The 12,705-nt window shown below is 43.6% G+C and carries 15 protein-coding genes; all 15 read right to left on the reverse strand.

Annotation, left to right across the window (positions count from 1 at the left end; translation table 11 throughout):
* Nucleotide 1 precedes the first annotated feature (1 nt).
* A complete protein-coding gene (gene trpB, locus ISX45_RS08970; protein WP_194520551.1) occupies nucleotides 2-1,216 on the reverse strand; it encodes a tryptophan synthase subunit beta in 1,215 nt (404 codons plus the stop codon).
* On the reverse strand, nucleotides 1,197-1,850 hold the full coding sequence (locus ISX45_RS08975; protein ID WP_407649736.1) for a phosphoribosylanthranilate isomerase: 654 nt from the start codon (nucleotides 1,848-1,850) through the stop codon (nucleotides 1,197-1,199). Before ISX45_RS08975 ends, trpB begins: the two co-directional genes overlap by 20 nt.
* Entirely contained in the window at nucleotides 1,834-2,613 is a 780-nt protein-coding gene (gene trpC, locus ISX45_RS08980; protein WP_181555902.1) for an indole-3-glycerol phosphate synthase TrpC, read from the reverse strand. The genes ISX45_RS08975 and trpC overlap by 17 nt, the downstream gene beginning before the upstream one ends.
* Nucleotides 2,606-3,625 carry an anthranilate phosphoribosyltransferase gene (gene trpD / locus ISX45_RS08985; protein ID WP_194520553.1) on the reverse strand — a complete coding sequence of 340 codons (1,020 nt, stop codon included), beginning with the start codon at nucleotides 3,623-3,625 and terminating at the stop codon, nucleotides 2,606-2,608. The genes trpC and trpD overlap by 8 nt, the downstream gene beginning before the upstream one ends.
* A complete protein-coding gene (trpE, locus tag ISX45_RS08990) occupies nucleotides 3,618-5,144 on the reverse strand; it encodes an anthranilate synthase component I (protein WP_194520554.1) in 1,527 nt (508 codons plus the stop codon). Before trpE ends, trpD begins: the two co-directional genes overlap by 8 nt.
* 200 nt (nucleotides 5,145-5,344) lie before the next feature.
* Complete coding sequence (gene aroH / locus ISX45_RS08995) at nucleotides 5,345-5,725, reverse strand: chorismate mutase (RefSeq protein WP_194520555.1); 381 nt, start codon at nucleotides 5,723-5,725, stop codon at nucleotides 5,345-5,347.
* Nucleotides 5,718-6,821 (reverse strand): 3-dehydroquinate synthase, encoded by a 1,104-nt coding sequence (gene aroB / locus ISX45_RS09000; protein ID WP_194520556.1) that lies wholly within the window; start codon nucleotides 6,819-6,821, stop codon nucleotides 5,718-5,720. Before aroB ends, aroH begins: the two co-directional genes overlap by 8 nt.
* A 2-nt stretch (nucleotides 6,822-6,823) precedes the next feature.
* Nucleotides 6,824-7,987, reverse strand: coding sequence for a chorismate synthase (aroC, locus tag ISX45_RS09005; protein WP_194520557.1), 1,164 nt, complete (start codon nucleotides 7,985-7,987; stop codon nucleotides 6,824-6,826).
* A gap of 117 nt (nucleotides 7,988-8,104) precedes the next feature.
* Nucleotides 8,105-8,878, reverse strand: coding sequence for a CheR family methyltransferase (locus ISX45_RS09010; RefSeq protein WP_194520558.1), 774 nt, complete (start codon nucleotides 8,876-8,878; stop codon nucleotides 8,105-8,107).
* Nucleotides 8,871-9,104, reverse strand: a complete 234-nt coding sequence (locus ISX45_RS09015; RefSeq protein WP_194520559.1) for a hypothetical protein — start codon at nucleotides 9,102-9,104, stop codon at nucleotides 8,871-8,873. The genes ISX45_RS09010 and ISX45_RS09015 overlap by 8 nt, the downstream gene beginning before the upstream one ends.
* 80 nt (nucleotides 9,105-9,184) lie before the next feature.
* The gene (locus ISX45_RS09020) at nucleotides 9,185-9,388 is read right to left on the reverse strand and encodes a hypothetical protein (RefSeq protein ID WP_181555895.1); all 204 of its coding nucleotides are present in this window, start codon (nucleotides 9,386-9,388) and stop codon (nucleotides 9,185-9,187) included.
* A complete protein-coding gene (gene ndk, locus ISX45_RS09025) occupies nucleotides 9,388-9,834 on the reverse strand; it encodes a nucleoside-diphosphate kinase (protein WP_181555894.1) in 447 nt (148 codons plus the stop codon). The genes ISX45_RS09020 and ndk overlap by 1 nt, the downstream gene beginning before the upstream one ends.
* A gap of 189 nt (nucleotides 9,835-10,023) precedes the next feature.
* Nucleotides 10,024-10,986, reverse strand: coding sequence for a heptaprenyl diphosphate synthase component II (gene hepT, locus ISX45_RS09030; RefSeq protein WP_181556108.1), 963 nt, complete (start codon nucleotides 10,984-10,986; stop codon nucleotides 10,024-10,026).
* A 146-nt stretch (nucleotides 10,987-11,132) separates the two neighbouring features.
* Complete coding sequence (gene menG, locus ISX45_RS09035) at nucleotides 11,133-11,837, reverse strand: demethylmenaquinone methyltransferase (RefSeq protein WP_181555893.1); 705 nt, start codon at nucleotides 11,835-11,837, stop codon at nucleotides 11,133-11,135.
* A gap of 5 nt (nucleotides 11,838-11,842) precedes the next feature.
* Nucleotides 11,843-12,637 carry a heptaprenyl diphosphate synthase component 1 gene (locus tag ISX45_RS09040; protein ID WP_181556107.1) on the reverse strand — a complete coding sequence of 265 codons (795 nt, stop codon included), beginning with the start codon at nucleotides 12,635-12,637 and terminating at the stop codon, nucleotides 11,843-11,845.
* Between the last annotated feature and the right edge of the window lie 68 nt (nucleotides 12,638-12,705).

A 12,705-nucleotide genomic window follows, 5' to 3' on the forward strand; every position in this document is an offset into this window, starting at 1 on the left:
TTTAGCTGTTGTGAGTAGTTGCAATGTCGAGCCCTCCTTTGAGATCATTCATGACCGCTTGCACATCTTTATCACCGCGTCCCGATAAACAAACGAGCACCGTCTCATCTTTTCGAAGCATTGCAGCAATTTGAAACGCTTTTGCCAGAGCATGAGCGGATTCAATCGCCGGAATAATCCCTTCTTCTCTTGCGACCAATTGGAACGCCGCAAGCGCTTCTTCATCTGTTACACTTTCGTAACGCACTCGGCCAATGCTCGCTAAGTACGCATGTTCTGGACCGACACCCGGATAATCAAGACCGGCAGAAATCGAATATGGCTCAAGGATTTGCCCGTACTCATCCTGCAACAAATATGTCAAAGAGCCGTGAATAACCCCTTTTGTTCCTTTTGTTATCGTGGCGGCATGATAAGGTGTATCCACTCCCTTTCCTGCTGCTTCCACTCCAACAAGTATCACATCATCTTCTAAAAATGGATAAAACATACCAATCGCATTACTTCCTCCTCCGACACACGCAACAACAACATCCGGTAGTGTTCCTTCACGCTCTAAAAATTGACGTTTTGCTTCATCGCCGATAATGCGTTGAAACTCACGCACCATCTTCGGATATGGGTGCGGACCGACAACCGAGCCAATCATGTAAAAATGATCGTCACAATGTTGGACCCAATAACGAATCGCTTCGTTTGTTGCATCTTTTAGCGTCCGGTTTCCGCTGTAGACAGGAACAACTTCCGCTCCTAATAATTTCATGCGAAAAACGTTTAATTCCTGCCGCTTAATATCTTCTTCTCCCATAAATACAATGCATTCCATTCCGAAGCGCGCTGCAACCGTTGCCGCTGCGACCCCATGCTGCCCCGCTCCCGTTTCAGCAATTAATTTTTTCTTTCCCATTCGTTTTGCAAGCAGCGCCTGTCCAATTGCATTATTAATTTTATGGGCACCTGTATGGTTTAAATCTTCACGTTTGAAATAAATTTTCGCACCATTTAGCTTTGCTGTCAGATTGGGAGCGTACGTCAGCTGTGTTGGACGCCCTGAATATTCTTGTAAAATATGAACAAATTCAGCTTTAAACTGTTCATCTGCTAGCGCTTTTGTTAATTCCTGCTCGATTTCTTCAAGCGGCAGCATTAGCGTTTCTGGCACGAACTTACCGCCGAAATCACCAAATCTCCCATTCTCATTCGGAACATTGTACATATCGGTTCACCTTCTCTTCAATCTGTTTCATTTTTCTTGTACATTTTTCTCCGTTTTTTTCAATGCCACTGCTGATGTCTATGCCATGCGGGCGATAGCAAAGCAGCTCTTCAATATTGTCGGGGTTCACTCCGCCAGCAATCAAACAAGGAACAGCTTGGCGCTCAGCCTCTTCTAAATAGAATGGAATGTGGCGCCAATCGAATGAAATGCCTGTTCCTCCCCATGCGCTGCTAACTCGGCTATCAACGACATAGCCGTCTACAAAACTTGCATATTGTTTCATTTTCTCAAGAGCGTCTTCTTGGTGATGAATCGCTTTCCAAACAACAAGATTGGTGGCTTCTTTAATTTTTACTACTTGTTCAACCGTTTCACTGCCGTGGCATTGAATGACGGAAAGCGGGACGGTGCGCACAACCTTACAAATGTCTTCAACTGAAGCATTAACGAATACACCGACAAGTTGTTTTCCGTTCAATGATACCGTCTCAAGCCATTTTTTTACCTCATGCGCCTCTACTTTCCGTTTGCTTTCTGCAAAAATCAATCCGAGATAATGAGCACCGCTGTTTGCACTTTTTTGTAAATCCGCTGCCGAACGATTTCCGCAATACTTAAGAAGAACGGACAATACCGTCCACCTCCTGAAACAGTTCATGAACTGCTGCACCGACATCTTCTTTTCTCATCAACGATTCTCCAACTAATACAGCTTTTGCTCCGTATGTTTGCACCGTTGTCAAGTCAGAAGCATTACCGATGCCGCTTTCGCTGACAATGATGCTGTCGGCCGGCACGAACGGCACTACTTCTTTTGTCGTCTCTAATGAAGTAACGAACGTGCATAAATCACGGTTATTAACCCCAATGATTTCCGGTGTAAATATCGCTAAAATGTTTTCCAACGTTTCACGTTTATGCACTTCAACTAAACACTCTAATCCTTTTTCATACGCTTCTTTGTACAGCTCATATAACGTTTTTGGAGGAAGAGCTTCACCGATTAATAAAATGGCATCCGCACCGATTCTGACACTTTCTTCAATTTGAATGCGGTCGATAATAAAATCTTTACGAAGAACAGGAAGTTGAACGGCTTGTTTCACATCCGTCAGGTACTGGCGATGCCCTTGAAAATATTTCACATCAGTAAGGACAGAAATCGCGTCAGCGCCCGCTTGCTCGTAAGCTTTGGCAATGTCTACAGGATGAAAGTCCGGACGAATCAATCCTTTCGATGGGGACGCTTTTTTCACTTCAGCAATGAGACCGATCGATCGTTTCGGTTTTCGCAATGCCGCTGACAACGATGCACGTTTCACCTCCGACCATGTTGACGGCAACGTTAATGTTGTGACTTCCTTTCGTTTCGTTGTGAGAATTTGTTCAAGCATATTTTTCGACCTCTTTCGTTTGCAAGCGTTGAAATTGCATCAATGCTCGCTTGGTAATGATCGCTTCTTTTGCCATCTCTACCCCTTCGCGAATCGACGTGACTTTTCCAGCGACATACAAAGCAACTCCAGCGTTTAAGCTTACAATATTAATGGCACTTTCGTTTGCCGTTCCTTCCATTACCGCTTTCAATAACTCGGCGCTTTGCTGAACGGTATGGACTTGAATGTCTTTCAAACTTCCGCGCGACAATCCACACTCTTCGGGTGTTAGTATATAACGGCGAATTTCTCCATTTTTCAATTCGACGACATCGGTTTCTGTCGTAATGCTGCATTCGTCTAGGCCATCTTTGCCGGTTACTAACACAACGTGTGACGAGCCAAGACGCCCTAATGCTTCGGCAATTTTTTCCGCATAACGTGTAGAGTAAACACCAATAACTTGCCGCTTACATCTCGCCGGATTGGCAAGAGGTCCAAGCAAATTAAAAGCGGTGCGAAAGCCGATTTCTTTGCGCGGTGCGGCTGCGTATTTCATTGCAGCATGGTAAAGCGGTGCAAATAAAAAGGCTAACCCTTTCGTGCGCAATGACTCTTTGGCTTCCTCTGGGGTTTCTTGAATATCAATGCGAAGCGCCTCAAGTACATCAACGCTGCCACTTTTTGAAGAAACAGCACGATTACCGTGTTTGGCTACTTTCACTCCAAGTGATGAAACAACAATCGCTGCTGCTGTGGAAATATTAAAGGTGGAAGCCTCATCTCCTCCTGTGCCACATGTATCAATGACCTCTTCATCATAATGGATCGTCATCATCCGGCTGCGCATTCCTCGAGCTAGTCCGGTTAATTCCTCAACCGTTTCGCCGCGCAAACGCAAAATAGACAAAAAACTCGCTATTTGGCTTGCAGTTACTTCCCCTGACATAATCGCGCCCATCGCATCATACGCTTCCTGTTCCGTTAATGTGTATCCTTCGATGCATTTGGCTAATAGCTGTTTAAACATAGAGATTCTCTCCTTTCACAAACAATCGTTCCGCCCTTTCGATCGCTTTGATGAGTGCACTTGCTTTATTGCGCGTTTCTTTCCACTCGAGTTCAGGAACGGAATCAGCAACAATGCCCGCTCCTGCCTGCACATAAGCATAACCGTCTTTTACAACAGCGGTGCGAATCGCAATACATGAATCGATATTTCCATCAAATCCGATATAAGCGATGGTACCCGCGTATAAATTTCTTGCTGTCGGCTCTAATTCTTGTAAAATTTGCATCGCTCGCACCTTTGGAGCCCCGCTCACCGTCCCAGCTGGAAACGCCGCTAACAACGCATCGATCGGATGAACATCGTCTTTCAGTTCTCCCGTTACTTTCGAAATAAGATGCATCACATGAGAAAATTTGCCAATCTCCATTAAGACTGGTGTTTGGACTGTTCCATATTTCGCAACTTTTCCAATATCGTTGCGTGCTAGATCCACTAACATGTAATGCTCTGCACGTTCTTTCGGATCGTTGAAAAGCTCCTCGGCAAGCTGTACATCTTCTTTCGGCGATCTCCCTCTCCTCCTTGTTCCGGCGATCGGATGGATTTCCATATGGCCGTGTTGCACTTGAACTAACTTTTCTGGTGAGCTTCCGATAATTTCGATATCGTCCGTCTGAATGTAAAACATATACGGCGATGGATTAATGTTGCGAAGCACGCGATACAACTGAAACCCGTTTACGCGAATCGGAACGGTAAATCGTTGCGACAATACCGCCTGAAAAATATCCCCTGCTGCGATGTAGTCCTTAATTTTTTCAACGTCTCTTATAAATGTTTCTTGATCGTACGTCGACATCACACGATCGAACGAAACATACGTATCTTGCTCATCATCTACAAGCGGTAATACTGGCTGCTTCAATCCGCTTGCTGCCTTCTTCATTAATGACTCAATCCGCTTTGCCCCTGCTTCGTATTTCTGCCGTTTCATTCGTTCGCTGTCATTATCAAGGAGACGAACGTAGTGAATGAAAACGATCTCGCGTTTCATATGATCAAAAACAATGAGTGATTCACAAAATGTAAAATGAGCAACCTTCATTGTCAAATCATGATTGGGATGGAAAGGAACTTTTTCGATGGAAGAGACCAAATCATACCCTAAAAACCCAACGGCGCCGCCGATAAACGGAATTTCCGTAACGATCCGTTTCACTCGCAACTGTTGTTCTGCATACAAAAACGCTTCTTTCAAAGATGAAGTAGCTGTCATTTCTTCTCCCCGTTCATTGACAACCGAAAACGAATGCCCTGTCTCACTTTCAATCGTCATAAACGGTGATAAGCCAATAAACGAGTAACGCGACCATGGGGATTGTTCATCTTTACTTTCTAATAAAAACGTTGCTTCCTGCTTGAGATTTTCAAAGATTTGTAGCGGTTCAAACACATCAGCAAAAAAGCGGCGCACAATTGGAATCGTTCGAAACCGGCCGGCATCTTCCAAAAAGGTGGTGATATTGCAGTTTTTCATCCTTCTCTCCTCCGTCTTGTCGGATGGAGAATGAGGGTTTGTGAGGCTGGTTGTGAGGAATAAAAAAACCCAAAGACGGATGGTCTTTGGGTAGATTTCATTTCATTGATACGTAAAGCTTACCTCAACTAAACTCGCTCATTCTCATCTACCCTATACTCGTCTCACTCAACTCATGCCTTACTTTAGTTTCTATCATATTATAATTCCTTTTTTCTTGTCAATGACAAATCTGGTCGTAGTTGGACGGCGTTCCGCAAATAAATATGGGCAATTTCCTCTTGTGCCTTCGTCGTATGAACCGTCATCATGACGCGAATGCAACGCGGCAACGAATGAGGGACAGGAATTTCCTGCATGCACATGACCGGTACGTACGTCCAGCCTTCAATGCGGCGAAGCGCTTGTGCCGGAAACGCCGCGGTTACATCCTCTGTTGCGGAAATAAGTACAGATGCAACATCGCTCGCTTTAACATCGTTCGCACGAATCATTTCCCGCAACAGTTCCTCCGTTGCATCGATGATTTCGTTCGCCTCATTCTTCTCAATGGTCGTCGCTCCTCGGATCCCCCTAATCATTTTTTTCTTCCTTTCTTTCCAAAAATTCATGAAGTAACGATAGCAGTTGTTCATCTTCGATTGTTTCAATTTGTACGTTTCCAATGTCTCTTAATAAAACCATGCGAACAGTTCCCGCTTTTGATTTTTTATCCCCTTTCATTTTTTGCAATAGTTGTTCAGGGGAAATATGCGGCGGAAGCGAAGTTGGAAAACCGTATGTTTGAAACCACGAACAAAACTGATGGTCATGAAACGAAACACCATACAGACGTTCGCTCACAAACAGAGCAAATAACATGCCGACTGCGACCGCATCTCCATGCGTGATCGTTCCGTAACCAAGCTCACTCTCAAGCGCATGGCCGAGCGTATGTCCGAAATTTAAATAGGAACGAATACCCGTTTCTTTTTCATCTTCCTGGACAATCCCTGCTTTAATTTGGATTCCTCTGTGAATACAATACTGCAACTTTTGTCCTTCTAAATCATCTAAGCAATGGATTTCTCTTTTCAGCCACTCATAAAAAGCACGATCGCGAATGAGGGCATGCTTAATAACTTCGGCAAAACCGGACCGCAACTCTTTTTCCGGAAGCGACCGCAAAAAGGCGATATCATAAATAACCGCTTCCGGCTGATGAAACGCTCCAATCATGTTTTTCCCTAACGGGTGGTTAATCGCTACTTTTCCTCCGACGGCGCTATCGTGCGCAAGCAAAGTCGTCGGCATTTGAATGTACGGGATGCCGCGCATAAACGTCGCCGCAACAAAGCCAGCTAAATCGCCAACAACACCGCCACCGAACGCAATGATAAGGGAATGGCGATCGAGCCCGTATGTAAGCGCTGCTGTTTGACATGCATAATAGTTCTCAAATGATTTCGAGCTCTCCCCGCTTGGCACCACGTAGGTGTACACATCGTATTGTTGGGATAAAACGGAACGAAGCTTTGGACAATATAACGCTTCGACGGTTTCATCGGTGACAATCAGGATTTTTGTTCCGCTCGGAAACGATAATTGTGCTAATAGATGCGGGAGCGATTCGGTGATTCCTTCTCCTAGAAAAACCGGATATTGTTTTGTTTTTGTTTCAATGTTGATTCGTTCCATCGTTAAAACTCCCTTGCATAACGGCGCATGTTATCGACATTTTCTTTAATGACATCCATTCGATCTTGACCGAACTGATCGACAATCGCCGATGCAATTTCCCAGGCAACGACCGCTTCAGCGACAACGCTCGCCGCTGGAACAGCGCAACTGTCGGAACGTTCGATGCTTGCAGCAAACGGTTCTTTCGTGTCGATATCGACGCTTTGCAGCGGTTTATATAACGTCGGAATCGGCTTCATCACTCCGCGCACAATGATCGGCATGCCGGTCGTCATCCCGCCTTCAAATCCACCAGCGCGATTCGTGCGCCGCTTAAATCCTTCCGTTTCGTTCCAAATAATTTCATCGTGCACTTCGCTGCCCGGACGTCGTGCCGCTTCAAAGCCGATGCCGAACTCTACTCCTTTAAACGCATTGATGCTAACAATCGCTGCGGCAATTTTCGCATCGAGCTTCCGGTCATAATGAACGTAACTACCGACTCCCGCCGGTACCCCTTCGACAATAACTTCGACGATGCCGCCAATCGAATCACCGTTTTTCTTCGCTTCATCGATCGCTTCCATCATTTTCACCGCTGCTTCTTGATCAAAGCAGCGCACCGGTGATTCTTCAGTAACACGCTGCAATTCTTCTAAGGAAGAATACGAAAGATGCTGAGCACGCACTCCACCAATTTCGAGTACATGACCAACCACTTGAATGCCAAGCTCGGCTAAAATGCGTTTCGCTACCGCTCCAGCGGCAACGCGCACCGTCGTTTCCCGGGCTGACGAACGTTCGAGCACATTGCGCATATCGCGGTGCCCATACTTAATCGCACCGTTTAGGTCGGCATGCCCCGGACGCGGACGGCTCACTTTTCGTTTCACTTCTTCCTCTTCAACTGGCTCAATCGCCATAATTTTTGTCCAATGTTTCCAATCGCGATTTTCCACAACGAGCGTAATCGGTGACCCTAACGTTTTTCCGTGTCGTACACCGCTTAAAATATTCACTTCATCTTTTTCAATTTGCATTCTTCTTCCACGTCCATATCCTTTTTGCCGCCTTGCTAGCTCTGTGTTAATATGTTCAGCTAGAAGCGTCAAGCCAGCGGGTACCCCTTCTAAAATGGTCGTTAGTTGCGGTCCATGCGACTCGCCTGCTGTTAAATATCTCATGTTTCTCTCTCCCTTCAACTCTTTAACGCGTTTATGTAACAATATATCATAATTTCAGCAAATTAAAAGAGTCTATGAAAAAAAAGAATTCATCGTGTCGATGAACCCTTTCTATTCTTATTCGACTTTTCGATAAAAAAATGTATCTTCTGTTTCGAATCCATAAGATAACGGATTAAAAATTTGCTCGGTGCTGCCTACAAATAAAATGCCTCCTGGCCGCAACGCCTGATTAAATTTATGATAAAGTGATTGTTTTGCTTCTTCCGTAAAATAAATTAATACATTACGACACACAATTAAATCATAGTTTGTTTCAAATGGATCCGCAAGCAAATTATGTTTTTTAAACGTAACAGCCCCTTTTACCTGTTCATCAATTTTATAATATATTCCTTCTTTTGTGAAAAACTTTTTCTTCACCTCATCAGGAACTTCTTGCAGCGACCGCTCCGGGTAAATTCCGATTTTGGCTCGTGAAATCGCATTTTCATCTAAATCGGTCGCTAAAACCGACACTTGAGAAAGCGGCATGAATTTTGATAAAATCATCGCCAATGTATACGGCTCTTCCCCTGTCGAACACGCGGCACTCCATACTTTTAGCCGGCGATTTCGCTCAAAGAGCTTCGGCAAAATCCTCTGTTCCAGCACTTCCCACCGCTTGGCATTGCGGTAAAACTCGGACACATTAATCGTCATCCGATCAAGGAACTCATGAAATAAGTTTTGATCGGTCTCCATCGCTTGAAAAAATTCTTGAAAGTTTTTAAATCCTCGTTTTTCATACAGCGACGTTAATCGCCGTTTCATTTGAGCTTCTTTATATTGGGCTAAATCAATGCCCGTTTTCTTTTTTATGTTTACGATAAACTGCTGGTAATCATTCATTCAGCGCTTCTCCTCTTCCCATTAGTCTAAAATTGCCTTCACCAATATCTCTCATCATTAGTATATCGTAAAATAAAAGAGAAAAAATAGCAGATTTTATAAAAAAGCGTCCTCTGCGCGCGGATGGGAAATGCTCTTTCCTTGCAAAACATCTTGCCCCCTGAGGGCTGGTATGCTCCAATTGGTGCAAAACGTCACGTTTCAAGTTATGGCGCAAGTTTTGCATGGATGGCTATCCAAGAAGTGAACTGGTCAGGAGCCTGCGCTAGACAACAAGAAAAACAGAGGCGAGCTAGACCATTCTCCTTAAAAAAGGAAGTAAGACTTAAATTCTGGATATGATAAGAAAAATGTAAGCGCTGCGGCGATATCTTGAAGCCAATGTGCTTCATCTGTAGAAATTTTCATTATTTCTACGGCAAAGGTTATTCGACATAAGAGAACGAGACAGTTTAGTAGAACGATAAAGGCGACTAGCTCATCTATCAAGCCAATCGCCCCCATTTTCATTAATATACCCACTCATTCATTAGCTTTGAATAATCGACAAGTTCTTCTTCTTTAAAAAATAGATGGATTTCGCGTTCAGCACTTGCTGGTGAATCGGAACCATGAATGACGTTTTTGCCGACGGTTAAACCGAAATCTCCGCGAATCGTGCCAGGTGCTGCATCTTGTGGATTCGTTTTCCCCATCATTTGGCGTGCTGTCGCAATGACATTTTCTCCTTCCCAAACCATTGCAAACACAGGACCAGATGTGATGAAATCGACTAGCTCGCCGAAAAATGGACGCGCTTTATGTTCAGCATAATGTTGTTCTGCTAATTCACGGGACACTTGCATCAGTTTGGCACCAACAAGCTGAAATCCTTTTTTCTCAAAACGAGCAACAATCTCACCAATTAAATTGCGTTGAACCCCATCAGGTTTGACCATTAAAAATGTTCTTTCCATAGCGAATTCTCCACCCCTGCCATCATTATATGTACTAGGAAATAGGATTCCCATCAAAATAGTACCATTGTTTTCGTCGATTAGCAATATCAACCATGAAAACGCTTTATTTTTTCTCGTCAACGATGCAGCTTATCATGCTCAAGCAGACAAGACAGCTCGCCTGCTTGAGCGACTTATGTATGCCTGTCAAAATTTCCGCTTTCCAATATATTTTGCTAAATCATATAACGTGGAACGCGCTTTGTTCTTCGGTAATGTTTCTAATACACGAAATGCTTTTTCCAAATAAAGGTCGCTAACAGCGTACGATTTTTCAATCGCTCCCGTCTGCTTAATCAACGAAATAATCTCCTTCATTTCATCAGCTGATGTATGCGGGGTCACTTGTATAATTTTTTCTTTTGCCCTGTGATCTTCCATGGCAAAAAGAACCGGTAACGTAATGTTTCCTTGCAGCAAATCGCTGCCTGCTGGCTTGCCAAGCTGCTCTTCCGTACCGATAAAATCGAGAATATCGTCTGTAATTTGAAACGACATCCCGACGTAGTAACCAAATAAATAAAGTCGCTCAGAGATATCGTTGGCAGCATTGGCCGCTATCGCTCCAAGTTGACAGCTGACGGCAATCAATAGCGCGGTTTTGCGCTTAATGCGCCGTAAATAACAGCGAAGATTTTGATCAAAGCGGTATTTGTCCTTGATTTGTTCAATTTCTCCGCGACACACTTCGACAATTGTATGCGCCAAAATACGATGAGCAAGCGGATTTTCAAGGTGCGCCATCAGCTCAAGGGAACGGGCAAACATATAGTCCCCTGTATACATGGCAAAGCGATTGCTCCATTTTGCTTTAATCGTCTCCCGGCCGCGACGCAGCTGAGCATCGTCGATCACATCATCGTGAACAAGAGAAGCCATATGAATAAGCTCTAATGCGACAGCCACGTATTTCATTCGATGAATATCGTAGTCACCAAACTTTCCTGAAAGCAATACAAAAACAGGACGGATTCGTTTTCCTCCGGCTTGTAGCAAATGAAGGGCCGCTTCGCTAAGCAACGAATAGTCCGACTGAATCGCCGTCTCTAATTCCTGTTCAACGGCATGCAAATCTGTATTCAAAAACGAATACATCGCTTTTAACTTCATGATGTTCACCTTAATCTTTATCAACATTTTTGACACTCACACGAGGCAAGCCCCGTGAATTCTTGCTTCATCGTCGAAGGCGCCCCTTCCACTCCACAAGCGTTACTTCCCGTTCGCCCAACCGGTACAAAACATCATCTTTCAAGTCATTTTTTATAACCTAAGTGCATCGCCGCTACACCAAACGTATACGGTTTCACCTCAATGTCAACGAAACCGGCATCTCGAAACATTTGTGCTAATTCATCCATTCCCGGAAAATCGCGTGCTGATTCTTGTAGCCATGAATATTCTTCATAACTTTTCGCAAATATTTTTCCAAAAAGAGGCATGATAAAACGAAAATAAAAATAATATAATTGGCGAAAACCGATTAAGGTTGGCTGCGATGTTTCAAGGCAAACGACTTTCCCCCCCGGTTTAGTGACGCGATACATTTCCTTTAACACGGTCATATAATCAGGGACATTGCGCAACCCAAACCCAATGGTTACATAATCAAACGTATTGTCCGAAAACGGCAATTTCATCGCGTTACCGTGGATGAGCTTCACATTTTGCAAATGGCGCGCTTTTACTTTTTCTTCTCCCACTTGCAGCATATTTTGGCTAAAATCAAGCCCATATACTTCACCGGCAGGACCTACCGCCTCGGCAAGTGCAATCGTCCAATCGGCCGTACCACAGCAAACGTCAAGCGCTTTCGCCCCTTTTCGTACATTCATTCGTTTCATCGTATCTTCGCGCCATTTGAGATGGCGTCGAAAACTAATCACCGAATTCATCTGATCATAATTTTTATAAATTTTCTCAAATACATGATGAACTCGTTCTTCCTTCGATTGCTGCATACCTTTTACCCTTCTTCCACCGTCTTTTTCGCGATGACCGAAAAGTTGCCAATAAGTTCGGAAATGCGCGTTTGCAATAAATCGTTCAAATCGAGTTTCATATTCAATAGCTCTTTCTTGCAATGATCAATGTAACGATTACAAATATGAAGTAAATAATGTTTTTGTTCTTTCGTCATTATTTTCGTTTTTTGAAATAAAATAGTTGCCATCTGTTCAAAAATGGTCGAAGAGCCTAAGTTCATGAATTTCTCCTTTTCATTATGCAAACGTTTTAACAGCAAATAATAATACGCAAACTTCGACCATAGCGGCGATGAACAATGTTCACTGAGTTTACAAATAAGGGAGGATTCGATCACTCCAACGCTATGAAAAAGCGTTTCGATTCGTTCAATATCCCTTTGATATAAGCGGAGTTTATGTTCATTAATTTCCTTAATCGCTTCTGCAAAAAGGCGAATAATGGGAATTTGGTTCAGTTTCGCTAAATAGTCATAATATAAACCGCTATATAAATCCCCTGCAAGAACAACTAATTGCCTCGTTTTCAACTCATCGTTTTCGCAACAAGGAAGAGAATTCGTCACTTCGTCATGGGTATCAAGGGCGATTTGTACAAGCATCATCGGAATGATATAATGCTCGACTTCTTCAGACGAGATGCGTGCATCTTCTAATATAGATAATGACAGTAAAATCCGATCTTCATCAACTTGTCTTGTTGAGATATGTTGTAACAAGTATGGATGATGAAGAAAACGCTCAATTTGTTCCTTTAACATCACCATTTTTTTCATGATGGTTTTCAATATCAATCACCCTTGTCCCCAGAAATTCGTATCAAAACATAGCGTTTTTAATTATA

Origin of the sequence: Thermaerobacillus caldiproteolyticus (assembly GCF_015326725.1) — a bacterium.
In the GTDB taxonomy this organism is placed as follows: Bacteria; Bacillota; Bacilli; order Bacillales; family Anoxybacillaceae; genus Thermaerobacillus; species Thermaerobacillus caldiproteolyticus.